At 67.4% G+C, this 24,554-nt stretch carries 21 protein-coding genes; 4 read left to right on the top strand and 17 right to left on the bottom strand.

The window, feature by feature from the left end:
• Positions 1-30: 30 nt before the first annotated feature.
• From ASC45_RS15965 to ASC45_RS00350, 7 genes are all read right to left on the bottom strand, one after another.
• The gene (locus tag ASC45_RS15965) at positions 31-3,795 is read right to left on the bottom strand and encodes a hybrid sensor histidine kinase/response regulator (protein WP_245609894.1); all 3,765 of its coding nucleotides are present in this window, start codon (positions 3,793-3,795) and stop codon (positions 31-33) included.
• A gap of 72 nt (positions 3,796-3,867) precedes the next feature.
• A complete protein-coding gene (locus tag ASC45_RS15960; protein ID WP_245609893.1) occupies positions 3,868-6,084 on the bottom strand; it encodes a FimL-related protein in 2,217 nt (738 codons plus the stop codon).
• A gap of 79 nt (positions 6,085-6,163) precedes the next feature.
• Entirely contained in the window at positions 6,164-8,374 is a 2,211-nt protein-coding gene (locus tag ASC45_RS00370; protein ID WP_055449057.1) for a methyl-accepting chemotaxis protein, read from the bottom strand.
• A 90-nt stretch (positions 8,375-8,464) separates the two neighbouring features.
• Complete coding sequence (locus ASC45_RS00365) at positions 8,465-8,977, bottom strand: chemotaxis protein CheW (protein WP_055449056.1); 513 nt, start codon at positions 8,975-8,977, stop codon at positions 8,465-8,467.
• Between the two features lie 19 nt (positions 8,978-8,996).
• Complete coding sequence (locus ASC45_RS00360) at positions 8,997-9,362, bottom strand: response regulator transcription factor (RefSeq protein ID WP_055449055.1); 366 nt, start codon at positions 9,360-9,362, stop codon at positions 8,997-8,999.
• Positions 9,363-9,382: 20 nt separating this feature from the next.
• The gene (locus tag ASC45_RS00355; RefSeq protein ID WP_055449452.1) at positions 9,383-9,781 is read right to left on the bottom strand and encodes a response regulator; all 399 of its coding nucleotides are present in this window, start codon (positions 9,779-9,781) and stop codon (positions 9,383-9,385) included.
• A gap of 69 nt (positions 9,782-9,850) precedes the next feature.
• Complete coding sequence (locus tag ASC45_RS00350; protein ID WP_013106818.1) at positions 9,851-10,003, bottom strand: rubredoxin; 153 nt, start codon at positions 10,001-10,003, stop codon at positions 9,851-9,853.
• Positions 10,004-10,187: 184 nt separating this feature from the next.
• Between ASC45_RS00350 and thiD the strand changes: the two genes are divergently transcribed.
• Positions 10,188-11,051: a bifunctional hydroxymethylpyrimidine kinase/phosphomethylpyrimidine kinase gene (gene thiD, locus ASC45_RS00345; RefSeq protein WP_245609892.1), complete on the top strand. Its 864-nt coding sequence runs from the start codon at positions 10,188-10,190 to the stop codon at positions 11,049-11,051.
• Between the two features lie 120 nt (positions 11,052-11,171).
• Positions 11,172-12,461, top strand: a complete 1,290-nt coding sequence (gene hemL, locus ASC45_RS00340; RefSeq protein ID WP_055449054.1) for a glutamate-1-semialdehyde 2,1-aminomutase — start codon at positions 11,172-11,174, stop codon at positions 12,459-12,461.
• A gap of 33 nt (positions 12,462-12,494) precedes the next feature.
• On the opposite strand, the gene mtgA is transcribed toward hemL, so the two are convergent.
• The 7 genes from mtgA to ASC45_RS00305 all read right to left on the bottom strand — a co-directional run bounded on the left by mtgA (position 12,495) and on the right by ASC45_RS00305 (position 19,055).
• Positions 12,495-13,211, bottom strand: coding sequence for a monofunctional biosynthetic peptidoglycan transglycosylase (mtgA, locus tag ASC45_RS00335; protein ID WP_055449053.1), 717 nt, complete (start codon positions 13,209-13,211; stop codon positions 12,495-12,497).
• 2 nt (positions 13,212-13,213) lie between these two features.
• Complete coding sequence (aroE, locus tag ASC45_RS00330) at positions 13,214-14,068, bottom strand: shikimate dehydrogenase (protein WP_055449052.1); 855 nt, start codon at positions 14,066-14,068, stop codon at positions 13,214-13,216.
• A 16-nt stretch (positions 14,069-14,084) separates the two neighbouring features.
• Entirely contained in the window at positions 14,085-14,969 is an 885-nt protein-coding gene (locus ASC45_RS00325; RefSeq protein WP_055449051.1) for an energy transducer TonB, read from the bottom strand.
• A 30-nt stretch (positions 14,970-14,999) separates the two neighbouring features.
• A complete protein-coding gene (locus tag ASC45_RS00320; RefSeq protein ID WP_055449050.1) occupies positions 15,000-17,057 on the bottom strand; it encodes a ribonuclease catalytic domain-containing protein in 2,058 nt (685 codons plus the stop codon).
• Positions 17,054-17,794, bottom strand: coding sequence for a 3-oxoacyl-[acyl-carrier-protein] reductase (fabG, locus tag ASC45_RS00315; protein ID WP_055449049.1), 741 nt, complete (start codon positions 17,792-17,794; stop codon positions 17,054-17,056). The genes ASC45_RS00320 and fabG overlap by 4 nt, the downstream gene beginning before the upstream one ends.
• 25 nt (positions 17,795-17,819) lie before the next feature.
• The gene (locus ASC45_RS00310; protein ID WP_055449048.1) at positions 17,820-18,437 is read right to left on the bottom strand and encodes a YqiA/YcfP family alpha/beta fold hydrolase; all 618 of its coding nucleotides are present in this window, start codon (positions 18,435-18,437) and stop codon (positions 17,820-17,822) included.
• A 135-nt stretch (positions 18,438-18,572) separates the two neighbouring features.
• Positions 18,573-19,055, bottom strand: coding sequence for a CBS domain-containing protein (locus ASC45_RS00305; protein ID WP_055449047.1), 483 nt, complete (start codon positions 19,053-19,055; stop codon positions 18,573-18,575).
• 102 nt (positions 19,056-19,157) lie between these two features.
• Here ASC45_RS00305 and ASC45_RS00300 point away from each other — a divergent pair, with 102 nt between their 5' ends.
• A complete protein-coding gene (locus ASC45_RS00300; protein ID WP_055449046.1) occupies positions 19,158-19,934 on the top strand; it encodes an alpha/beta fold hydrolase in 777 nt (258 codons plus the stop codon).
• Positions 19,935-20,000: 66 nt separating this feature from the next.
• Here ASC45_RS00300 and ASC45_RS00295 read toward each other — a convergent pair whose 3' ends face one another.
• Positions 20,001-20,384 (bottom strand): DUF2917 domain-containing protein, encoded by a 384-nt coding sequence (locus ASC45_RS00295; RefSeq protein ID WP_072242937.1) that lies wholly within the window; start codon positions 20,382-20,384, stop codon positions 20,001-20,003.
• Between the two features lie 139 nt (positions 20,385-20,523).
• Between ASC45_RS00295 and ASC45_RS00290 the strand changes: the two genes are divergently transcribed.
• A complete protein-coding gene (locus ASC45_RS00290) occupies positions 20,524-21,528 on the top strand; it encodes a LysR substrate-binding domain-containing protein (RefSeq protein ID WP_055449045.1) in 1,005 nt (334 codons plus the stop codon).
• A gap of 7 nt (positions 21,529-21,535) precedes the next feature.
• On the opposite strand, the gene ASC45_RS00285 is transcribed toward ASC45_RS00290, so the two are convergent.
• Both ASC45_RS00285 and mnmC read right to left on the bottom strand, forming a co-directional pair.
• A complete protein-coding gene (locus ASC45_RS00285; protein ID WP_055449044.1) occupies positions 21,536-22,468 on the bottom strand; it encodes a hypothetical protein in 933 nt (310 codons plus the stop codon).
• A 65-nt stretch (positions 22,469-22,533) separates the two neighbouring features.
• Entirely contained in the window at positions 22,534-24,537 is a 2,004-nt protein-coding gene (gene mnmC, locus ASC45_RS00280) for a bifunctional tRNA (5-methylaminomethyl-2-thiouridine)(34)-methyltransferase MnmC2/FAD-dependent 5-carboxymethylaminomethyl-2-thiouridine(34) oxidoreductase MnmC1 (protein ID WP_055449043.1), read from the bottom strand.
• Between the last annotated feature and the right edge of the window lie 17 nt (positions 24,538-24,554).

The raw sequence follows: 24,554 nt of genomic DNA, 5'->3' as shown, positions 1-24,554 counted from the left end.
GGCGGCCATGGCTGAAATGTTCACAAGCTCTCAGGCCTGCGGTGAAGCGGCGGCCGAGGTGAAGGTCTCGATGAGCTGCAGCAACTCGGTTTCGGAATAGGGCTTGCCCAGGTAGTGATTGACCCCGAGCTGCGCCGCGTAATTGCGGTGCTTGTCGGCGATGCGCGAGGTGATCATGATGATGGGCAGCTTGCTCAGCCGGGCATCGGCGCGAATGTTGCGCGTGAGGTCGAAGCCGTCCATGCGCGGCATCTCGATGTCGAGCAGGATGACGTCGGGCAGGGTGGTGGTCTGCTGCAACTGTTCCAGCGCGTCGAGACCGTCCTTGGCGAGCTGCACCAGGTAGCCATTGCGCAAGAGGAAACGCTGGGTCACGCGGCGCACGGTGATGGAGTCGTCGACCACCATGATGAGCGGCGCCGTGCCCGGCGCAGCCGTTGCGTGGGCGGTACCGGCGCGCTGCTCCGCGATGGACGGTGCGGGCTCGGCCATGGCCTCGTGCGACGCCGGGGCAAGGAGCGCGGCGCGCATTTGTTCGGCGGCGGCATCGCCGTACACGGAGGCCAGGGCCACCGGGTTGTAGATCAGCGCGGCGTCGCCGTTGGGCAGCACCGAGATGCCGGCCAAGCCCGGCACGCGCGAGAGCTGCGGGCCGAGGTTTTTCACCACCACTTCGCGGTTGCCCACCACTTCATCGACCTGGACGGCGACCCGTTGCGTGGCACTGCGTATCACCACCACCGGCACGCTCTTGCCGAAGGGCTCGCCACTGGCGCCCGACTGCCCGAGCAGCGCGCCCAGCCAGTAGAACGGCAGGGTGCTGCCGGCGTAGTCGATGCTCAGGGCCTGCGCGGCGGTGGCGATTTGTTCGGGCTTGAAGCGCAGCACGATGTCGACCAGATTGGCGGGCACGGCATACAGTGATGAGCCCGTGCGTACCACCACCACATGCGTGATGGCGGTGGTCAGCGGCAACAGCAGGGTGAAGCGCGCACCGGCGCCCGGCTGGTTGTCGAGCAGCACGCGGCCGCCCAGGGCGTTGACTTCGGTGCGCACCACATCGAGGCCGACGCCGCGCCCGGCCACGGCCGTGGTGTTTTCGGCGCTGCTGAAATGCGGCCGGAACACCAGCTGGGCGAGCTCGTCGTCGGACATGGCCTGGCCGGGCGCGACGAGACCGAGACGTTCGGCCTTGGCGCGAATGGCGGCGTAGTTGAGTCCGCGGCCATCGTCGGCGAGGGTGATGACCACTTCGTTGCCGTCCTGACGCAGAGTCAGGGTGATGGTGCCCACGGGGGGTTTGCCTGCGGCCTGGCGCTCTTCGGCGGTCTCGATGCCATGGGCCACGGCATTGCGCAGCAGGTGGTCGAAACTGCCGGCGACGCGTTCGAGCACCCCGCGATCGAGTTCGATGGTGCCGCCGACGATCTCCAGGCGCACGGCCTTGTTCAGGTCTTTGGCGGCCTGGCGCACGGTGCGGTACAGACGTTCGGACAGGCTGTCGAACTCGACCATGCGGGTGCGCAGCAGATCGCGCTGCAGCTCGCGGGTCTGACGGGCCTGGCGCGACATGTCGTCGTCGACCTCGCGCAGCAGGCGGCCCAACGTGCCTTGCACCATGGCGATGTCGTTGACCGACTCGGCCATCATGCGGGTGAGTTCCTGTGCGCGGGTGAAACGGTCGAACTCGAGGGGGTCGAAGTCGCGGTTCTCGTCGCGCGCGGCCTGCACCTGGGCGGTCATCTGCGCCTCGGCCTGAATCTCGATTTCGCGCACTTGCTGGCGCAGACGTTCGAGGTTGTCGCTCAGATCGCCGACCGAGGTGCGAATGGCGGCGATCTCGTTTTCCAGGCGAGCCCGGGAGATGGTGATCTCACCGGCCTGGTTGACCAGGCGATCGAGCAGACCGGCACGCACGCGCACGGCCTGCGCGGCGATGCGCGGCGCGAGAACGCGGGTCGGCGCCTCGGCCGCAACGGTCGCGACGGCCTCTTGCGGAGCGGGCGCGCTGGCAGGTGTCTCGGTGGCGAGAGACGGGGCGAACACCTCGGACTGGCTGGCCGCCGGGGCATCGCTGAGCTGGCTCTCGCCGCGTTGCGCGGCGGCGCACAGGCGGTCGAACCGGGTGCTGAGATGGTCGAATCGGCCCAGCAGCTCACCCAGATCGGCCTCGCTCACCGGCGCATTGGCGGTAAGGCTGTCGATGTCCGATTCGAGGCTGTGCGCCAGGTCGCCGAGCTGCATCGCACCCGCCATGCGGGCGCTGCCCTTGAGGGTGTGCAGGGCACGCATGGCCTGCGCCGCAGGGGCCGGATCCATCGGGTGCTTTTCCCATTGCCGCAGGTTGGCGGCCAGCGCGGGCAGCAGCTCGTTGGCTTCTTCCTCGAAGATCGGGAAGAGGTCGGGGTCGATGGTGTCGATCAGTTGGTCGGGCGCCGAAGTGAACAGGGGTGCGGCTTCCGGCTGGGGCACGGCCTCGTCCGCTGCGGCGGGCTCGGGGGTCCAGGTTGGTGCGATCTCCTGTGAGGGCGTCGTGGCCGAGGGGGGTGGTGCGATCGGCGCTTGGTCAGCGAAGGCTGGCTCGAAAGCCTCGGCTGCAGGCGCGGCCGTTTCGGCACTCGTGGCGCTTTGAGCCAGCGCGGCTTCGCGCAGAGCATCGAGCCGGGCCAGCAGTTCGGTCTGCACGGGCTTGAGGAAGCCCGCGGCGAACTGATGCAACAGCTGCTTGATGTCGCTGCTGGCCTGCGCCAGCGCGTCGAGGTCGGAGGGGCGGGGCGCGTTTGGGGCCTGGTCGCGCAGGGCGTCGAGCGCATGCTCGGTCTGGCTCGCCAGCTCGGCCACGCTGCGCAGGCCGACAGTGGCGGAGCTTCCCGCCAGCTCGGCCACGCTGCGCAGGCCGACAGTGGCGGAGCTTCCCGCCAGCTTGTGCGCGGCGATCACGGCGGCATCGCCCAGAGGCTGGGCGGGATCGCTCAGCCAGGCGTGGATCTCGCTTTGCAGATGCCGGGAGAGTTCGTCGGCTTCGGCGAGGTAGATGTTGTAGAGCGGCGTCGGAATGCGAAGGTCGCCGATGAGGCGGTAGCCCGGTTCTTCTTCCGCAGTCGCTGTGGGCTCGCCCGGCGCGGCAACCGCCAGATCGGCAGCGGCGGGGGGCGGCTCGGTGGGGGCTTCGGTCGGGGCTTCGGTCGGGGCTGCGGCGGCAGGTTCGGCTTCAGGCGCCGGGAGTTCGAGATCGATGCCCTCGAAGAGCGCGTTGAAGTCGGTTGGCTCGTGGTGGAGCGATGGCTCTTCGGCGGCGGGCAGTTCGTGCGACATCGGCGCCTCGGGCGGCGCGGGCGGCGCGGGCGTAGGCGCTTGCGGCTCGGTGGAGGAGAGGAAAAGGTGATCGGGCAGATCGGCGACGTCAGGCTCTTCGGTGCCTCGCTCAACGCTCTCGGGCTCTGCGGCTGCGGGGTGAGACTCTGGCTCGGTCGGGTGGTACGTTTCGACCGGCTGATCGAACAGGATCGGCAGGGGTTCGGCGGGCGGCTCGGCGGGTGCGGCAGCGGCCAGCATGGGCGGCATCTCCGCAGGCGCTCCGGCGGCATAAGCCTCGGCGGCCTTTCGCAGCGCATCGCTGGTGTAGCTTTCGGCATGGCCTTGCGCGATGGCCTCGGTCCATGCACCGAGCTGGTCGAGCGCCTGCCCGGCGAGTGCGAGCAGGCCGAGCGAGGCGCGGTGTTCGTCGGCGATCTGCCGGTTGAACACCTGTTCGAGCGCCCAGGCTGCCTCGCCATAGTCGCGCAGGCCGACCATGCGCGAACTGCCCTTTGGTTGAATTCTTTGTCCATAACGCTCTGACTCCGGGATCACCGAAAAGTTCAAACTTCATGCGGCTGGATCAATAAGGGTGTGGAAGGCGCGGCGCAGGCTGGTGAGCGCGCCTTCGTCTTCGAGGTGGGCATGCAGTTGTTGCACCAGATCGTGGCCGTTGCCGATGACTTCCCGGGCTTCTTCCAGGAAGATCTCGATCAACTCCTGCTGGGCATCGTCTTCGGCCGAAGTGGGGGTTGGCGTGGCGACTTCGACCTGGCCTGCCGACAGCGGCTCGGCCACCGCTTCGACCGGCATCGGCGGCTGGGTTTCGGCTTCGAGCGAGGGCGTGATTGAGGGCGGTGGAGGCTCGGGGCTGGTTGGCTGGAGCAGTTGCGTCGGCATGTCAGGCACACCGGCGAGCGCGGCTTCTGCGCGCAGTTGAGCCAGCCGCTGCTGGGTTTCGTCCGGCGAGAGGCCCTGGGCGATGTCGTCCTTGAGCTGTTGCGCGGCTTGGGCGACGTCTTGTTGCGGCGTGGGTGGCGCGGTGCGACGGGTCGAGGGCACGACGGCGCGCAGCTCTTTCTTGTCGTCGTCGAACACGAACAGGGTCTTGGCCAGTTCGGGCTGATACGACAGCATGTCCACCAGAAAGCCGAGCACGCCGATATTGCTGGCCAGGGCGTCGAAGCGCTGGCTGTCGGGCTGTGAGTCTTCGGCCACGAGGCCGTCGATTTCGCTGCGCAGATGGCCCACGGCCTGGCTGGCCACGTCCAGCCCCAGCACGGAGAACACGCCGCGCATCTGGCCCAGCAGATGCGGCACCTGCGCCAGCTCGGGCTTCTGCGAGGGGTCGCGGAAATAGGCGTCGAGCAGCTTCTCAACGGTGCTCATGTCGGCGCGCAGCTCCTGCACCACGCTGCCCATGGTCTGGGTCTCGGAGGCCTGGCGGAACAGGTCTTCCATCCAACCGGCGAGCGGGTCGGGCGTCAGACCGTCGGCGCTCTGGTCGAGGCGGTGGGCGAGGATCTGCGCGCGCTCCAGAAACCGCTGCTCCTCCGGGCGGAAATGGGCGAAGGTGATTTCGAGGAACAGGATGGCCGTGGCGACATCGAGCGCACGTTCGGGTGTGAGAAAGTCGGCCTGGGCGCCGATCTTCTTGAACAGGGCCGCCAGGGACTGCGGCAGCGCCTCGCTGCCCGGTACCAAGGTGTGCAGCGGCTGGCTCAGCGCCTGGGCCAGCTCGCTCAGACGCCCGATACGCGTGGCGTCGACGTGGACCTGGGCATGACCGGCCAGGGCGCCCCAGGCCTCGCGCAGGGTCTGCACCCGCTTTCTGACCTGCTGCACCAGCGCCGGATCGATCAGGCCGAAATGGCTCTGGTGGTAGTCGGCAAAGGGCGCGGCGGAGAGATCCATGCGCGCGTCGATGGCGCGAAGCACGGGCAAGGGCTGCGCCCTGCCGCCGCTGTTGATCGCCTCGGCACAGAAAAAGGCCAGGTCGTGTCCCAGACGCTGCGGCGCCGGGCTTTGCCCCTGCAGCTGGCTGCGCAATTGCAGGTTGAGCCGGTTGAGCAGTCGCTTGATGTCGAGGTCGGGCGTGAGCAGGCCGTTCTCGATGGCTTCGAACAAGCCACGAGCCAGCCACCACAGACTGGCTGTCGGCCCCTGGCTGCTGCCCTGGGCGCGTTGCGCCACGGCATCGAGCGTCTGCATCGCCTGGGCCGTTTGCTGCCCGCGCAGCACCTGCAGCAGGCCCGTCTCGAACTGGGCCCGGTCGTCGGGGTTGAGCGCGGCACCTGGGGTGATGGATGGAGCGTCAGGCCAGGACCAGTCGTAGTCCCAGAGGTCGGCGGGATGGATGCGCTCGGCCTGGGCAAGCTCCATCAGATCGCGATACTGCGGATAGAGCTTGAGTGCGGGCTCGTTTTTCCCGGCGCGCTGGGCTTCGAGGAAGTCGACCAGGGCGTTGAAACCGGCGTCGAAGCGTTGCAGCGCAGCGGCGTCGAGCTTTTCCGGATGGTCGATCAGGCGGTCGAGGGCGTTCTCGGCGGCCTGCATCAGGCGAGCCGCGCCGAAGAAGCCCAGCAGTTCGATGGCGCCCGCAGCCTGGTGCACCTGGGTGTGGGCGGCGCGCAGCCCCGCCAATTCAGCCTGGGCCGAACCGAGCACCCCGTCGTCCTGCTGCTGCACCGCGCGCTTGAGCGCGGTCCGGGCCGATTGCAGGTTGTCGCTGATCTGATCGAGCAGCCAGGCCAGAGGCCCCATGTCCGTCTCAGGGGCGGATGCCACGGCGGGATTCGAAGCGGGGACTGTGTTCATGCCGGAAAACGCGAGGGGCGGACGTTGGGAAGCAAGCGAAAAAGTCGGATCAGTTGATCTTGAAGCGCGAGACCGACTGGCGCAGATCGTCGGCGACGCGCGCCAGCTCGCGCACCAGCGAGGCGGTGGAGCGGGTGCCTTCGGAGGTCTGCTCGGTCACCGTGAAAATGGTCTGGATGTTGTCGGCCACCTTGTTGGCCGAACGGGCTTCGACCTCGGTCTGCTGCGCGATCTGGCGAATCAGGTCGGCGAGCTGGCGCGACACCTGGTCGATCTGGGTCAGCGCGGCACCGGCGTTGTCGGCCAGCCTGGCGCCCTCGACCACGCCCTGCGTGCTCTTTTCCATGGCGGCCACGGCGTCTTGCGTGTCGGTCTGAATGGTGCGCACCAGCGCGGCGATCTGCTTGGCGGATTCGGCCGAGCGTTCGGCCAGCCGCTGCACTTCCTCGGCCACCACGGAGAAGCCGCGGCCCGCTTCGCCCGCGGAGGCGGCCTGAATCGCGGCGTTCAAGGCCAGCACGTTGGTCTGTTCGGTAATGTCGGAAATCAGCTCGGTGATTTCGCCGATCTCCTGCGACGACTCGCCCAGTCGCTTGATGCGCTTGGAGGTGTCCTGGATCTGTTCGCGGATGCTGTTCATGCCGTCGATGGAATTGCGCACCGCCTGCTGACCCTGTTCGGCGGCCTGCAACGACTGGTTCGCCACCTGCGCCGATTGCTGCGCCTGCACCGAGACCTGGTTGATGTGCTGGGCCATGTCGAGCACCGACTGACCGGTTTCACGAATCTTCTGCAGCTGCTCGTCGGCCTGTTGCATCAGCCGGTCGGAGGTGGCCTGCGCCTGGGCGGCGCCTTCACCCACCTGGTCGGCGGTCTGCTGCACCTGTCCCACCAGGGTGCGCAACTCTTCCACGGTGTAGTTGACCGAGTCGGCAATGGCGCCGGTGATGTCTTCGGTCACGGTGGCCTGCTGGGTGAGGTCGCCCTCGGCCACGGTCTGCAGTTCGTTCATCAGTCGCAGAATGGCGGCCTGGTTGGATTCGTTGGTGCGCCTGGCTTCGAGCTCCTGGCGCTCGGTCTGGCGACGCTGCAGTTCCATCAGCGAGGCACGCTGGCGCGCCTCGTTGAGCATGATGTAGATCAGGTCGGTCGCGGCGATGATAGCCAGCAGACCGAGCAAGGCGATGAATGCAATCGCAGGCCAGCTCACCCCGGTGCGGGAGGTGTAGAGGCCTTGCAACTGATTGAGGTTCTGGTAGAGATCGCCGGAGGCCGCCAGCACGGCGCTTTGCGCCTCACGCGCCGAGGCTAGAGCGGGCAGATTGGCGAGCAAAGTACGGGCCGAGGCTTCGGTCTTGGCGTAGGCCTGGATCAGACTTTGCAACTGCTGGCGCGACTGCGGATCGGTGATGGCCGAGAGCTGCAGATCGGCGTTGCCGCTCAGCAGTCCCTTGGTGAGGTCGCTGAAGGTGCTCAGGTCCTTGCCCAGGGTGAAGACGGCTTCGGGCCGCACGCCCTGAAACGACAGAAACGCATTGGCGGACTTGGCGATGCGCTGAGTCAGCATGGAGAGCTGGCTGGCCGCGTTGATGTTGCCAGGTGGCGCCTTTTGCTGCAACAGCAGCGAGGTGAGCGTTTCGGCGCTGTCGAGCAGGGCGTCGGTCTGGCGGTTGATGTCGTTGAGCTGCTGCGCGGTGGTGGTCAGCACGCCCTCCTGCTTGACGAGCAGATTGGCGTTCTTCACGCTCGACTCGGCGGCTGGCTCGATCTTGTCGAGCAGTGCCTGCCCGCCGATCGGAACGCTGGTCTGCCGCAACACGGCGATATCCGACTGGAGTTTCTCGGCGCTGGAGCGCACGGCGGCGAAGGCATCTTTGTTGCCCAGCAGCGCCGCGTTCATCGACCGCGCCAGACGCTGCGACTGGGTCAGCGCCGAGCCCGAGGCCTCGAGCTGGCGTGCCGAATCGGAGGCGCCTCGCAGCACCACGATCAGGGTCAGGCCGAGCAACACCAGCGAGATGACGAGCAGCACCCCGAAGAAGCGCTGCTGCTGCGCCAGCATCATGCGGCTGATCATGGGCAGCCGCAGGATCAGCGGCCGACTGCCCTGAGCCTGATGCAACGTGGAGGCGGGGTCGCTGATGCTGGAATCGATCTGCAGGGTTTCCTGTCCACTGCGACCGAGCGCCGCCGGGGCGATTTCGGTATCGCCTTCCGATTGGTTGGATTTCGTTCCGAAAAGGGACGAGAGTAAGGACATGACCGCTCCGTGAAGACTGATGGACTGAGGCAGTAAACCGCTCGGTGCCGGTTTACGAGAAATAGCAGGCGAAGGTCGTCATCTGCTGGCTCAGGTGACGTTGAGGAAGGCTTCGTTCTCGGCCAGAGCCAGCAGATCGACCTCGTTCCAGAGCTTGTGCTCGGCATCGATATAGGCGTCGCCCAGCCAGGGACGGGACGCATCGCGAGCGATACTGGGGTCTTTCTGCATCTGGTCCGGATTGCGCAGGCCCACGAGCTGATCGACCAGCAGGGCCGTGTTGAGATCGAGGGCGGAGGCGAACTGGATCAGCCGCGCCTGCGGCGTCAGAGCGCTGCTGATGTCACCCAGAAAGCGACCCAGATGCACGATGCCGCAGACCTGTCCGCGCAGACTGGCCAGGCCCAGAAACCAGGGCCGGGCATGGGGCAGCGGGGCGCAGTGCTGCATCGGCGAGATCTCGCCGGAAAACTCGAGCGGCAGCAGCAGACGCCACTGTCCCGCCATCACGGCCAGCCAGCGCGAAGGGGACTGCCCGCTCTGCGCGGCCGTCAGGCGTTGGGCGAGGTGGGTCTGGAATTCACGCAGCGAGGCTCTGGACATGGCAGGAGTGGGGCGTGGTTCAGGCGATGGCGCGAATCTTGTCGAGCAGCTCGGTGGCATTCACCGGCTTGATGACATAGTCGGACGCACCCTGGCGCATGGCCCAGACCTTGTCGGTTTCGAGCTTCTTGCTGGTGCACATGATGACGGGAATGCCGGCGTAGGCCGGGTCGCGGGTGATCTGGCGGGTGAGCTGAAAGCCGTTCTGTCCGGGCATGACCACGTCCATCAGGATGAGATCGGGCTTGACGGCGGCCAGCATGGCCAGCGCCTGCTCGCCGTTTTCGGCGGTGTTCACGCTGTAGCCGTGCTTGGTGAGCAGGTCGGACAGAAAGTACAGCTCGGTCTTGGAATCGTCGACGATGAGAATGTTGTGGATGGGCATGGCTATCGAGGCTTGGAGCTTCAGGCGCCGGAGAGCGCGGCGTTTAGGTGGCGTTTGACCGCGTCGAGCAACTGGTCTTTGGTGAAAGGCTTGGTCAGGTAGTCCTGAGCGCCGACCATGCGGCCACGGGCCTTGTCGAACACGCCGTCTTTGCTGGACAACATGACCATGGGTATGTGGGTGAACTTGCCGCTGCGGCGGATCACGGCCACGGTCTGGTAGCCGTCGAGCCGGGGCATGAGGATGTCGCAGAAGATCAGATCGGGGTGGTGGTCGTTGACTTTCGACAGAGCGTCGAAGCCGTCAACGGCCAGCAGCACCTCGTAACCGGCCTGCTTGAGAAAGATCTCGGCGCTGCGGCGGATGGTGTTGCTGTCATCGATGACCAACACTTTGAATGGGCTGGTAGGCGCAACCATGCACATCCTTTGCGATAGAGGAAAAGGGAAAAACGCTGCTGCGATGCTGTTTTGACTGGCCGTTCCCGATTAAACCGGCACCATCTCGAAATCTTCTTTGCGTGCACCGCACTCGGGGCAGGTCCAGTTCATCGGAACATCCGCCCAGCGCGTGCCTGGTGCAATGCCGCTTTCCGGATGGCCCTCGGCTTCGGAATAAATGAAGCCGCAAATCAGGCACATCCAACTGCAATAGTCTTGTTTTTCCACAGCGTATCGGGGTCAGAGAGAAGATTCAACGATTCTAGGGGTCGATGTTGCATTTTGACCCAAGACACAGAGCCCGGCCGTGCAAGGCGTGTGGCAGATCAAGGCGAAGGTTGCCCGCGCTTGCGCCGCCGCGCCTGGGCACTACCATGCCGTCATGATGACCGAATCCACAGAATCCCCTCCCGCCGTGATGTTCTTCAACGCCGCCGACCCCAGCGGCAGCGCGGGGCTTGCGGCCGATCTGGCATCGTGCTCGGCCGTAGGCTGCCATCCCTTGCCCATCACCACCGCGCTCTGGGTGCGCGACACCGCAGAGATCTTCGACACGATCGAGATCGAGGCCGATGCGGTGGTGGAGCAGGCGCGGGCCGTGCTCGAAGATGTCGAGATTTCCGCGTGGAAAGTCGGGTTTTTGGGCAGCGTCGATGTGGTCAACGCGGTGGCCGAACTGCTGGCCGACTACAGCCAGGTGCCGCTCGTGACCTATGCCGGCAATTTCCATGTGCTCGACGAATCTCAGACCGACGACTACATCAAGGCCATGCAGGATCTCATCCTGCCGCAGACCCGCGTGCTCACCGGCAACCAGAGCGCGCTCACTCAGTTGCTGCTGCCCGAATGGGAGGGCGAATCGCCGCCCACGCTCGACGCGCTGATGCAGAAATCGCATCAATTGGGCGTGCAGTACCTGCTGGTGACGGGCATCGTCGCCAGCGAAGGCAAGGTCGAGAACGTGCTGATGAGCCCCAGGCGCGTGTTGCTGCGCGAGAGCTTCGAGCTGTTCGAGGCCGGGTTCACCGGTGCCGGCGATACCTTGTCGGCGGTGCTCACCGCGATTCTGGCCAATGGCGCCAAGCTCGACCAGGCCGTGCACGAGGCCATCGAATACCTCGATCACTGCCTCGATTTCGGCTACCGCCCGGGCATGGGCCAGGTCGTTCCCGACCGTTTCTTCTGGGCCCAGCCCACCGAAGAGGACGACGAGATGCCTGGCGAGCCGGGCACGCCGACCTTGCAGTGATCCGCGAGGCGTTCGGCATTCCGGGCCAGCGCGCCTGACTGACGTCGGTATCTCATTCGCTTTCCATTTGACTTCCATCGCCCTGCTCGTCGGGGCGATGTCCATTCAAGAAAGAGCACCATGTCCATCACCAATCAGCAACTGTTCGACCGCGCCCAGCGCACCATTCCCGGCGGCGTGAACTCGCCCGTGCGCGCCTTTCGCCAGGTCGGCGGCGTGCCGCGCTTCATCGACCGCGCTGAAGGGCCCTACATGATCGACGCCGAGGGCACGCGCTACATCGACTACATCGGCTCGTGGGGGCCGATGATCGTCGGCCATGCCCACCCGGAGGTGACCGCCGCGGTGCAGAAGGCTGCCACGCGCTCGCTGAGCTTCGGCGCGCCCACCGCCGACGAAATCGACATGGCCGAGGCGATCTGCAAGCTCATGCCAGCGGTGGAGCAGGTGCGGCTGGTGTCCAGCGGCACCGAGGCCGGCATGAGCGCCATCCGCCTAGCGCGCGGCTTCACCGGGCGTGATGCCATCGTCAAGTTCGAGGGCTGTTATCACGGCCATGCCGACAGCCTGCTGGTCAAGGCGGGCTCGGGCCTGCTCACCTTCGGCAACCCGAGTTCGGGCGGTGTGCCGGCCGATCTGGCCAAGCACACCCTGGTGCTGGAGTTCAACAACATCGCCCAGATCGAAGAGTTGTTCGCCAAGCGCGGCAGCGAGATCGCCTGCGTCATCGTCGAGCCCATCGCTGGCAATATGAACTTCATCCGGGGCACGCAGGCCTGGCACCAGCGGCTGCGCGCGCTGTGCACCGAGCATGGCGCCATGCTGGTGTGGGACGAGGTGATGACCGGATTCCGCGTGGCACTGGGCGGGGCGCAACAGGTCTACGGCATTCGGCCCGACATGGTGGTGATGGGCAAGGTGATCGGCGGCGGCATGCCGTTGGCGGCTTTCGGCGGCCGGGCGGACGTGATGGCCAAGCTGTCGCCGCTGGGGTCGGTCTATCAGGCGGGGACGTTGTCGGGCAATCCCCTGGCCGTCGCCGCGGGCATGGCGCAGTTGCGCCTGATCCAGCAGCCCGGGTTCTACGAGCGTCTGAGCGCCACGACGCAGAAGCTGATGCGCGGCCTGGAGGCAGCCGCAGCGCGGCACGGCGTGCCGTTTTGCACCGACTCGGAAGGAGGCATGTTCGGCTTCTATTTCTCCACCCGGCTTCCGCAGAACTATCCCGACATGGCCGATGCCGATGTCGAGGTGTTCAAGCGCTTCTTCCACGCCATGCTCGATCGCGGCGTGTATCTGGCGCCGAGCATGTTCGAGGCCGGGTTTGTCTCGGCGGCGCATGGCGATGTAGAAATCGAGGCGACTCTGAGCGCGGCCGACGCCGCGTTTGCCGAACTGGCGCGCGGCTGAAGGCCGCGACGCTGTCTTAAAAACTCTCCGGGTTCAACGCGGTATCTGCACGTCCCACATGCGCGCGGCGATCACCGCGGTGCGGCCGTTCATATACGGCGAATACAGGCGCTTCTGATAGATGCGCGGCGCGGGCAGCATGACGGCCAGCCGCGCGGCCTGCGCCGGGCTCAGGCGGGCGGCGCTGGTGTGAAAGTAGGTTTGCGCCGCGGCTTGCGCGCCGTAAATGCCGTTGCCCCATTCCACGCTGTTGAGGTAGATCTCCAGAATGCGGCGCTTGCCCAGAATGCCTTCGAGCATGAAGGTGATGATCAGCTCCTGGCCCTTGCGCAGATAGTCGCGCTCGGGGGAGAGAAACAGGTTTTTGGCGAGTTGCTGGGTGATGGTGGAGCCGCCGACGATTTTGCCGCTGCGCTCATTGCGCCTGCTGTGGTTGCGGTCCCAGGCGTTTTGGATGGCGTCCCAGTCCACGCCGTCGTTGGTGAGGAAGGTCGCATCCTCGGAGGCGACGACGGCGCGTTTGAGGTGCGGGCTGATGGCGTCGTAAGGCACCCAGTCGTGCTGCCACTCGACCTTGTCGCCACTTTTGAGGATGCGCAACTCGGCTGCGCGCATGAAGGTGGTGCTGGAGGGCGGAATGACCGTCCACAGCGCGATGCGAAGGGCGAAATAGGCCTGCAGCACCACGCCTGAGAGGAAGAACAGCCACAGCAAACGGCGCCACAGCGGCGCGGAAGCTCTCTTGACCATGGTCAGGACGTGGCGGAGGCGGTGATTTCGGCGCGCAGTGTGGCGAGCACCGGGGCGGTGTCCGGCGCTTCGCCATGCCACAGGGTGTAGCTCTGCGCCGCCTGCTCGACCAGCATGCCCAGACCATCCCACGCGCGCGCGCCTGCGGCGCGGGCCTGGGCGACGAAGGGCGTATCGTGCGCGCCGTACATCATGTCGTAGGCCCAGTTGCCTGCGTGCAGCACGCCCTCGGGCAAGTCGAGCGAGCTGCCCCCCAGGCTGGCCGAGGTGGCGTTGATGACGCCGTCGGCCCAGCGCGAGGGCGGCCCCTGCACCACCTGCAGATCGACGCCGTGTTGCATGGCCAGGGCGCTGTGGCGCGCGGCCAGCGCCTGCGCCTTGTCGGCGCTGCGATTCCACAGCGCGATGACGCGCGTGCCGGCCGTGATCAGCGGGCCGAGCACGCCGCTGGCCGCCCCGCCGGCGCCGAGCAGCAGCAGCCGCTGGCCTTGCAGCGGGGTGTGGGCATCGGCGGCGAGCACGCGCGCCAGATCGCGTATCAGGCCGATGCCGTCGGTGTTGTCGCCCCACAGGCCGCCTTCGTCCCAGCCGATGGTGTTGACCGCCTGGGCGAGTTGCGCCGCCGGGCTGCGGCGGGAGCACAGACGCCAGGCGTCGAACTTGAAGGGCACGGTGATGTTGGCGCCGCAGCCGCCCTCGTCATGAAAGGCGTCGAGCGCGGCGTCCAGGCCGTCGATGGGCGCGAGCCGCGCCTCGTAGCGCAGCGACACGCCGGTCTGCTGTGCGAACAGGGCATGGATGCGCGGCGAGCGGCTGTGGGCTATTGGGTTGCCGAACACGGCGTAAAGCGCAGTCATCAATCGGTCTCCCGGGTCATGGGGCAGCTTGCTCCGGGCTCTGCGGAGCCTGGACGGCGGTTTCCAGGCCTTGATCGCGGGTGAAGCGAAATCGCGAGATCACCACGATCTGATCGGCCTGCCGGAGCATGGCGTCGGTGAAGCGGCCGTAGGGCTGCGCCGCTTCGACGATGGCGCGGGCCTGACGATCGAGGGTGGGGTTGCCCGAACTCTGCACCACGTCGGCGGCAACGAGGCGTCCGTCGGCAGCGATGGTGATCGACATGATCAGGCTGCCATACAGCTTGTTGCCGCCGCTTTGCGGAAACTCGCGGGTGCCCAGGGTTTCGATTTTGGTGCGCAGCTTGTCGTAATACAGCGCGTAGGCGGCTTCGCGCGTGGACGGGCCGATGAAGCGGCGTCGCGGCTTGGCGTTCTGCTGCCTGATCTGGCGCTCGATGGCGCCGAGCATGTCGAGCAACTGGCGGCGCTTCTCCTCCAGAGCCTGCTGTTTTTCAGGATTGCTCTCCTGCCGGACGGTCTGGGCCAGCTGCACGATCTGCTGCCGCACCTGGGTGAGCAACTGTTGCTGCTTCTGCTCAAGTTCGGACAGGCTGCGTTGCTGATGGACTGCGGCGTCGCCGTGCGAGACATCCGCGGTGAAGGGCAGCGGCGTGGTGGCCAGGCCCTTGTTGGCGTCGCCGCCGCCGTCGAGGTTGGCTTGGGCGATGGCCTGCGGTTTGGTTGGCGCATCTTCGGTGCGCTGGTTGACCAGCACCACGTCCAGTGGCGCGTTGTCGAACATGCGGTTGAAGGTCTGCGGCGCGGCAAAGCGCAGGCTCAGCAGGGCCACATGCACCCCGATTGAGGCGATGAGGGCCCATTGCAGGGGGCTGAAGGAGCGCAGACTCAAGGCGGGCACGGCGGTGGCGGCAGGGCAGAGGCGGCGATTCTACGAAGCCTGCCGGGAGGCGTCGGCGCCAGGCTCGGCTTCGGCCTCCTCGGTGTCCACGGCGACGCTGATCGGGGCGGCCAGGGCCACGGCGTCTTCTTCCTCCTCCGTGTCGGCGCTGATGCCGGCATCGGCCTGTGCAGTTTGCTGCGGCGCTTCGATCTGGCCGATCACCCGGCCAAACACCTCCAGGGTGATGAGATCGGTGCCGGTGATCTGCACGCGCACCCGGGTGTTGCGCGGCAGGTCTTGCGCCCCTACGGCGGTGAACACCAGCGGCAGGCCGTCCACGCGCACCGCGCCCTCGCGCAGCACGGCGGCGTCGAAGGTGTCGAGCTTTTCCTGCGCCAGATAGCGCAGCGTCCAGTAGCGCTCCAGCGCCGACTGATGGGTGGCGTAGGCCTTGTAGGTGTCTTCGAACGACTCGACGATGGCGAACAGCAGCGGGTCGCGCGGCTTGAACGGCGCCTGCAGCAGCGCGGTCTTGCCGAAGCGCGCGCAGGCGATGAGCTGGCCCTGGTTGAGCAGATCGACGTAGCGCCGCAGCGGCGAGGTGCACCAGGCATACTGCGCCACGCCCAGGCCTTGGTGCGGCGCGGGCTTCAGACCCATGCGGGTGCGCAGATTGGCGCCGAAGCCGCTCTGGCTGCGGTAGATGCCGGGCATGCCCAGCTCGGCCAGCCAGCCGCCCCAGGTGGCGTTGGCCAGAATCATCAGCTCGGCGACGATGGTGTCCAGCGGCGCGCCGCGACGGCGCGGTTCAATGCGCACGGTGGCGGTCTCGGCGCCTTGCTCCAGGCCGTCGATGCGGAAGGTGTAGTCCACGCCGCCCGCGCGTTCAGGCTTGCCGCGCACCTGCTCGCGGCCTTTTTTCAGCGCCTGTGCGAAGGTCCAAAGCCAGACGAGTTCCCTGGCATGCGGGTAGCTTTGCGCCGCCGGGTCTGCGGCAAGAGCCTCCTCGGTGACCACGGCATCGAGCTGGTCGTGGCGCAGATTGCTGGCTATGCGCACCTGCTCCACCCTGGTCTCGAAGTCGGCGGGCTGCAGGTCCGGGCCGACGGTGCAATACAGCGACAGCGCCGGGCAGTCGCGTCCGGCCTCCAGCGTGAAAGCCTGCACCAGCGCGTCGGGCAGCATGGTGATCTTGTCGCCAGGCATGTAGACGGTGGACAGCCGGTTGCGCGCGACCCGTTCCCAGTCGGAGTCGCGCGTCAGCGCCAGCGCCGGGGCGGCGATGTGAATGCCCAGCCGCACCCGACCGTCGTCGAGCCATTGCAGCGAGAAGGCGTCGTCGATCTCGGTGGTGGCCGAGTCGTCGATGCTGAAAGCAGGCGCCGCGGCCAGCGGCAGCAGGTCGCTGACAGGCGGAATGGGCAGCTCGGGAAACGCGGTGCCCTTGGGAAAGCGCTCCATCAGGAAGCGCTGCATGTGGAAGCGCCATGCCGAGGTGATGGCCCCGGCATCGCGCAGCAGGGTGAGGGCGCCGCGTCCGGTGTTCTTGACCGCCTGCGCCACGGCCTTGAACTCCACGCTGTTCTTGTCGGGGCGGAACAGAATGGCATAGAGCTTGTCGGCGATGTCGCTCGGGCAGCGCCCGGCAGCAAGCTCGGCAGCGAAGGCGTCGATCTGGCGCAACTGCTCCTGCTTGCGGGCGATGGCCGCCAGCGCCGCCTGCACCTGCGCCGCGGGAGCCTTGCGAAACTGCCCGCCGCGGCCGCGCCGCTGGAAATAATGCGGCGCTCCGAACAGCCGCAGCAGGATGGCCGCGCGCTGCCCGGCGTCGGGCGTGCCGCCGTAGTAATCGGCGGCGACCTGGTCGAAGGCGAACTCGTCTTCTGGCGCGAATTCCCAGAGCAGGTCCAGGTCGAGCTCTTCCTGCTGGGCCTGGGCCCAGGCCATCAGCTCGGCGGGCGTCGGCTTGTCGAAGCGCACCAGCGCCTGCGCCGACTTGATCTTCTGCCGCTTGCCCGAGTCGAGCTCGACCTGAAGGCTGGCCTCGGCCTCGCTCATGATGCGCCCGGCGTGAAACTTGCCGCCGTCTTCGAACAGCACGTTCATAGAGTCATGCCGCCGTCGACTTCGATCACCGCGCCGCTGATGTAGCTGGCATCCCTGCTGGCGAGAAAGGCGTAGACACTGGCAATTTCTCCGGCCTGGCCGAGGCGGCGCAGCGGCACGCGCTCGGCCATTTGCGTCATCACCTTGTCGGGAATGGTGGCGAGCATGGGCGTCTGGATGAAGCCCGGCGCCACGGCGTTGACGCGAACGCCCTTGGGCCCGAGCTCGCGCGCCCATGTCTTGGTCATGGCGATGATGCCAGCCTTGGTGGCGGCGTAGTTGGTCTGGCCGAAATTGCCGTAGAGCCCGACCACGCTGGAGGCGCTGAGGATGCAGCCGCTGCCGCGCTCGATCATGTGCGGAGAGACGATCTGGGTGCAGCGGAACACCGCGCGCAGGTTGACATCGATCACGGCGTCGAACTGCTCGTCGGTCATTTTTACCAGCCGGGCGTCGCGGGTAATGCCGGCGTTGTTGATCAGGGTGTCGATGCGGCCGAAGCGGGCAATGGCGGCATCGACCAGCGCGGTGAACGCGGCGCGATCGCCCACGTCCAGCGCCTGTGTCAGCACCTGGGTGCCGCCAGCTCGCAGCTCGGCGGCGACCGGTTCCAGCGTGTCAGCGTTGCGGTCGCACAGCACCAGGCTGGCGCCTTCGGCGGCGAATTTTCGCGCGGTGGCCAGGCCGATGCCTTGCGCCGCGCCGGTGATGAGAGCGATGTGGTCTTGAAGTCGCATGATGAGTTGGCTTGAAAGGCGTTGATCAGGTTCCCAGGCACCAGCGCAACACGGCGTCGAGATGGTGCTCGGCGTAGTCGGAAAGAGCGTGGTCGCCACCAGGCAGCACGGTGCAGTGTGCGCCCCGGTAGCGGGCGGCCATCTCGCGCCAGTCGAGCACTTCGTCGCCCTGGGCGATGATCACAAAGTAGTGTTGCGGGTTCGGGACGGGCTGGCTCAGGTCGCCGACTTCCAGCGCGTGCAGTTCCTCGACATGCGCGGCGGTAAAGGTGAACGACAGCGACGGGTCGTGCCAGGCGGTTAGCGTGCCGATCTGCGTGCGCAGATCGCGCGCCGGATCGACCGCAGGGTTGAGCAGCGCCGCGCGGCTACCCAGGGTATGCGCCAGATGCGTGGCATAAAACCCGCCGAGCGAGCTGCCGATGAGCGCGAGATCTTCACCTTCCGTGTCGCCCAGCAGCTCGGCGCAGAGCTGCATGGCCTCGCGCGGCGAGGGCGGGAGCTGCGGGCAGAGCCAGCGCACCGCCTCCTGCCCCTGTTGCGCCCGTTGCGCGTTGAGCGCGGCCACGCGCCGCCCCGTGGCGCGCGCCTTGGCGGACTGCGGCGAGGAACGAAAGCCGTGGAGGTAGAGCAGGGTGGGCATGGGGAGGCTGCGGCGCGAGCGGTCGCCGCCCCCGAATGCTACCTGCCGCGACTTCTCAAGGAAACGCAGGGCCGCCCCAAGTTTCCTTGACCCCCACGGGGGGCGGGTCGGCGAGCCGACCCTGGGGGCTCTATCTCAGTTCCGTGCGGGCGCGGAAGCGGAGGCCGAGTCGGCGCGGGTGTCTTCCTCGGGCCAGTCGCGAATGTAGGCCTTGAGCATCTGGTTCTCGAAGTCCTGCTCGCGCACCACGGCCATGGCCACGTCGTGGAAGGAAATCACGCCCAGAAGCGCGTCGTCCTGCATCACCGGGATGTAGCGCGTGCCGCTGTCGAGCATGGTGCGGCGCAGGGTGTCGAGGGTGGTCTCGGGGCCGCAGACCTCGTAGTGCACGTCCATGCGTTCGGACACGGCCTGATCGCCCAGCACGCCCCCGCCCTCGGCCACGGCGGCCATGACCTCGGAGAAGGTCAGCAGACCGACGAGTTTGCCGTGCTCCATGACCACCAGCGAGCCGATGTCGTGCTGCGCCATGGTCTGCACCGCCTGCAACAGACTGGCCTGAGGGGGAACGGTGAAGAGCACATGGCCTTTCACGCGCAGAATGTCGCTGACTTTCATGGCATCTCCTCTTGATTTCAATAGGTGAAATATAGTCAGTGCATCTGCTGCCCACCAGAGGTCATTCCCGCAGGTTCCTGCTTTGTGGAACGCCCGATCGCCATGTCCGCCCATCATCCTTCTTCTCTTCCCCTTGTCCTGCTGCACGGCGCTGGAGGTGACGCCAGCGTCTGGTCGGTGCAGACCGATTGGCTTACGGCTCGCGGCTGGCAGTGCGTGACGCTGGAACTGCCCGCGCACGGCGACACGCCCGGGCCGCCGCTGACCGGCATCGAACGCATGGCCGACTGGGTGTGGACGCAGCTCGACGCCCGGCAGATCGGCCCCGTGGTGCTGGCCGGGCACAGCATGGGCTCGCTGATCGCGCTGCACGCCGCCGGGCAGCGTCCGGGTCAGTTGCGCGGCCTGGCCTTGCTCGGCTCGGCGTTTCCCATGCGCGTTTCGCGTCGGCTGCTGGCGCAGGCCGAGCAGGAGCCGGAGGAGGCGATCGACAACGTGGTGCGCTGGTCTTATGCCCAGGCCGAACCGCTCACCCCGGCGCCGGGTTTTCAGTCGCCGCAGGCCTATCGCGAGCTGCTGCTGCGGCAGCAGGCGCACTGGGCCGAGGGCAGCCTGCTCGCCACCGACCTGAGGGCGTGTGATCGCTACGAGGGGGGTGAAGCCGCCGCGCGCTCATGGGGCGGCCCCACCCTGTTTTTGCTCGGCGAACACGACCGCATGACCCCGGTGGCCCAGGCCGAAACCCTGCGCGCCGCCTTGCCGCGCCAGCGCACGGTGTTGCTCGACTGCGGTCACAACCTCATGGCCGAAGCGCCGCACGCCGTGGCCCACGCGCTGGCCGACTGGATGGAGCGCGACCTGGGAGTCTGTCGGACTTGAGGATCGCGGGCTGCAAAATCGCCCTGCGGCGCCCTGCGGCAGCGGCTTTTTGCCCCATAGCTACGGCTATGGGGCTGCAAATCCGCCGCCGCATGGCATCCGCATGCCCATTTTTCGCTTTCCGCGCCCCAAGCCCGACAGACTCCTGGGCCTCGCGGCTTGAGCAGGCATGACGGTCGGCGGCGTCAGCCGCAAGCGCGCCGCACCGCGCCAGACGGTGAGCACCACCCGGCCCGTGCCGCGTACCCGGTACGCATCGCCTTCGCACAGAAACACATCGTCGGGCTCGCCTTCTTCGGTGAGCCAGACGCAACAGGCGCTGCCGTGTAAGGCCTCGCCGCGCGGCGGTTCGATGCGCAGGCTCAGGCCCGCAGCGTCCTTGAGCGACAGCGAGTCGCCGAGTTGCAATTCGATCCAGTCACGCTGGATGGATACTTCGGTATGCGACATGATGCTCTCCGCTAGCATGTAAAAAAGGCATGAAGTCAGCCGGGTACAAAAGAGCGATGAATCGTTCCGTTGCTCCTTGTGATTGGGAAGTCTAGGCAACGGATCCCTTTGAAAAAAGCGCAAATCTCGAAGGATCATCATGCAAAAAAGTGATGTTGCAAGCGCCAGGTCGGCACCGCACGTCGCGCGTGCCACGCCGCGCAGCCGCCAGATCGACGCCGGACACCTGCGCGGATTCGAGGCCGCGGCGCGGCTGGGCAGCTTCACCGCTGCGGCGGACGAGTTGGCGCTGACCCAATCGGCGCTGAGCCGTCAGATCCAGACCCTGGAGGCGCAGGTGGGGGTGCCGCTGTTCACCCGCGAGGGGCCGAGGGTGCGGCTATCGCCCGCGGGCGAGCAGTTCGCCGCGGTGGTGCGGCAGGCGCTGCACAGCCTGGACGCCATGGTTGACACCCTGCGCGCCGGGCAGGGACGGCCGCGGGTGCGGCTGACCACCTTCGCCTCATTGGCCAGCCAGTGGTTGATTCCGCGGCTGGGCGAGTTTCAGGCCACTCATCCCGACATCGACATTGCGGTCGAAACCTTCGACAGCCTCAGCGATCTGGAGCATGGCGACATCGATATCGCCATTCGCCGCCTGCGCCACGACAACCCCCAGGCGCACGCGCCGGGCACCACCTTTCTGTTCGGCGAGGAGATCACCCCGGTGTGCAGCCCCGTGCTCGCCGACCGCGCACCCACCAGCCTGGAGGCGCTGCCGCGCTGCGTCTGGATCGACGACGTGCGCGTGCATGGTGCCCCGCCCATCGCCCGCGCCAACATGCAGGCGCTGTCGTGGGGTGGCTGGTATGCGGGTCTGGGCCTGCCGCAGCCCGAGCCGCTGCGCTGGCTGCGGTTCAACTACACCTATCAGGTCATTCAGGCCGCGGTGGCCGGGCAGGGGGTGGCGATGGGGCAGATCGGCCTGATCCGCGACCTGCTCGCCGCAGGCACGCTGATCGCCCCGGTGGGGCGCCGGGTCGATGCCGGGTATGGCTATTACCTGGCCACCCGCCCAGACACGCAGCCGCGCCCCGAGGTGCAGGCCATGCTCGACTGGCTGCAGCGCCAGTTCGCCGCCTGGCAGGCCATCGCCGTCGATTGAGATTGAATCACTGCATCGCGTTGTGCAGCGGGTGGCGCAGGCGTTGCAGCACTTTCAATGCGCGTGCCTTGGTGCCGTCCACCCAGACGCTTTCGCCTACGGGTCTTGGGTTTTGCAGGCCGAGGCGGCGCAAGCGGTTGTTGAACTGGTGGGCGGCGGTCAGCCGGTCGGACTGGCGGGTGCGGAAGGTGAAGGCCAGCGACACCGAAAGATTCGAATGGGTCCACACCCGATGCGGCGCGATGAAGGGGTGATGCACACCTAGCCCCGGTCGCAGCGCGAAATGCACGGCGCGCTGCTCGAATTCGGGCCGGTAAGGCGGGCGCGTGCCTTCGTAGGCCAGCAACCGGTCTTTCTGCGCCGGGCTCATGATGACCGGGTCGGCCTGATTCCACAGATCGGCGGTCTTCTCGCCGCGAATCTGCAGCAGGAAGTTCATTTCGCGGTCCATGTGATAGGGCGTCACCGCGCCTTGGGCCGAGAGGAAAAAGTAGGTCGAATACCAGGTGATGTGCGGGTCGAGCGGGTGGACGTGCGCGGCGATCTCGGCGAGCAGGCCCTCCATCTCCGGCCGGTACTGCGCGTCCACCTCGGGGTTGCTGATGCAGATGTAGCCCTTCAGCGACTCGAAGTGCGTCAGCAGGTGGTCGAGCGTGAGCCCATCCTGCGGGGCGCGGAAAGTGGCCTCGAAGTCGGCGTCGGGCGCGATGTCGCCGCGCCGGAAACTCACCTTCCTTTCAGGCATGCGTCGCGCCAGCTCGAACAGCGAGTCGATGTCGAACAGGGGATGCTCCTGCAGCCGGTGCTCCAGCAGGAACGGGCGGCGGTTGTAGTGGCTCTGCAGCGTGGCCGCATCGAACTGCAGCCAGCCCTCACCGGCTTGGCGCCCGCGCTGCAACAGGCTGGCGTACTGCGCGTTGGAAAGGAATTCACCCAGCATGACGACCTCCAGGGAGTGGGTTTTTGTGTTTGTTCGGCCCACTTTACAGTTTTGCCGACCGTTGTCTATACGGCGTGCCCCGGTAAAGGGGGGTGCCGCAGGCGTTTGAGCGGGATTCGGGCGGGGTCGAGGGCGTCGGCCAGATCGGTTTCGATCGGCAGGGGCGTGCCTTCCAGGCCGGCCACGAGGGTTTCAGCCAGCAGGGCGGCCAGGGTGAGGCCGCGCGAACCCAGACCGGCGCAGAGGGCGATGCCGGGCAGGCGGGGCAGTTCGTGCAACTGCTTGCCCGCCGCGCGCTGCGGCGCGGCCAGCAGCGGCCGCAGGTCGGGCAGCGGGCCGCAATAGGGCAGGCGGTCGGGCGCGTAGGCGCGGATGCCTGCGAAGTGGCGCAGCGCTCCGGCGTGGTCGGGCAGCGGGGCCGTGGTGGTGAGGGCTTGCAGACCGGCGCGGTTGTGCGCCCAGGCTTGCTCGGACGTGAGGGGCTGCTCGGCCGGCTCGAAGGTGGCGCCGATGAGCAGCCAGTCGTTGTCGCGGGCGGTCTGGGGGTTAGGAGGGTCGGTTTGTTGCAAGCGGCCCGCGGCGGCTTCGGGCAGGCGCAGCACATAGCCGCTGCCCATCCAAGGCTGCCGAAGATGTTGCAGGGCGGGCCAAAACCGCGCGGGCAGCGCCTGGGCCTGGCCGCGCAGGGTTTGCAGAGGCAGCCACTCGGGGCCGGGGATCAGGCCACTGGCGGCGAGCAGCTCGGGCGTTTGGTGGGCGGTGGCAAGCACGATCTGCGGGGCGCGGGCGAGGGTCTGCCCGGCGGCGTCGAGCACGCTCCAGGCCGAGCCGTCGCGTTGCAGCCGGGCGGCGGTGGCGTTGCAGCGCAGGGTGATGCACGGGGCATCCAGCCATGCGGCGCAGACGGTCTGGTTGGCGAGCACGGCGCTGTCCACCTGCCAGCCATGCTCGGCCCCTTGCGCCAGTTCCGGGGGGAGATTCACCTTGTGCTGCCAGTGCTGCATGCGTCGGGCTTCGGCGGCGTTGGCCGCGGTGAGGGTGGCGGGCTGAAACCTCGCCAGCGATGCGGCATCGGGCGGCAGGGCGCGGCGCAGCGCGGCCATGCCGGCGCGGGTGAGGCGCGACAGCAGGTTGTCGTCGGCCGAGGGCTGCAGGTGGGCAAGGCCCGCGGGCATGGCCGAGCCGCCGCTGGCCGCCTGGGCAGCGGCGTCGAGCACCTCGACCGTCCAGCCGTTGCGCGCCAGCGCCTGGGCGCAGGCAGCACCGGCGATGCCGGCGCCGATGACCACGGCATGCCGCGGCGTGGCAGCGGGCCAGGGCTCGGGCAGGGTGTGGCGGGTGCGCTTCCAGCGCGGGTTGAAAGTGGCCTGCAGACGCTGGCGCTTGCCGCCCCAGCCGGGTTGCAGGTCTAGATCGAAACCGGCCTGGCTCATGCCCTTTTGCACCGCGTGGGCCACGGTGTAGCTGGCGGCGCGGGCGCCGGGCCGGGTCAACCGGGCCAGGGCGCGGAACAGTTCGGGCGTCCACATCTCGGGATTGCGCGCAGGGGAGAAGCCGTCGAGATAGAGGGCGTCGGCCGCCAGCCTCAGACGCGGCGCCAGGTCGGTGGCGTCGCCGAAGGCCAGCAGCAGGTGCACGCGGCCTGCGTCGAGTTCGATGCGGTGCAGTCCGCGCACAGCGGGCGGCCATTGGGCGGCGAGTTCGGCGGCGAAGGGCTGCAGTTCCGCCGGGGCATGCGCCGTCAGATCGGCGGCGCGTACCGGGTGCAGCTCCAGGCTGACGTAGTGCAGCCGCTCGCAGCGCTGTGGGTCGGCGCGCCATGCCGCCCAGGTGGCGAGGAAATTGACGCCCAGACCGAAGCCGGTTTCGAGAAGGGTGAACTGCTGACGGCCTGCCCAGCGCGCGGGGGTGTCGAGCAGGCCGCAGCCGCCCAGATACACCGCGCGGGCCTGGCCCAGGGCACCTGCGCGGCTGGCGTAAACGTCGCCGTAGCGGGGGCTGGCGGGCTGGCCGCTGGCGTCCAGGGCGAGATCGGCGGGTTCGAGAAGCGGGCTGGAAGACGGCTTCAAGCGGCGCTCAATCGGTG

Origin of the sequence: Thiomonas bhubaneswarensis (assembly GCF_001418255.1) — a bacterium.
GTDB classification, from domain to species: domain Bacteria; phylum Pseudomonadota; class Gammaproteobacteria; order Burkholderiales; family Burkholderiaceae_C; genus Thiomonas; species Thiomonas bhubaneswarensis.
This window is presented reverse-complemented; position numbering and strand designations above follow the sequence as displayed.